This is a genomic window from Paenibacillus sp. GbtcB18, from assembly GCF_019091125.1.
Classification (GTDB): Bacteria; Bacillota; Bacilli; order Paenibacillales; family NBRC-103111; genus Paenibacillus_F; species Paenibacillus_F chitinolyticus.
Genome location: NZ_JAGXJX010000622.1, coordinates 1 through 250 on the forward strand (window position 1 = coordinate 1; position 250 = coordinate 250).

The following is a 250-nucleotide window of genomic DNA, read 5'->3' on the forward strand; positions in this document are numbered from 1 at the left end:
TTTTCGCATTCGTCAGCGAGATCCGGTAAAACGAAGGGGCCTGGAAGCTAACCTCTACGTCGTATTCTTGAGGATCCTGCCCTGTACGCAGCGTCATCTGCCCTTTGCCGTGATAGCTCTGCAGCTTGCTCATCACACCGTCCAATTCCTTTACTACCGATCCTGCATCCTTTTTGCCGCACCCGGATACTACCAGGCTTAAACAAACCATCACAAGGGCCACCACCCACGTGAACCGCCGCATCGTCTC

1 pseudogene is annotated in these 250 nt (G+C 54.0%); it reads right to left on the reverse strand.

The features are described 5' to 3' along the window. A pseudogene (locus KVT34_RS30695) lies at positions 1-211 on the reverse strand (outer membrane lipoprotein carrier protein LolA); the annotation flags it as partial. Positions 212-250 lie beyond the last annotated feature (39 nt).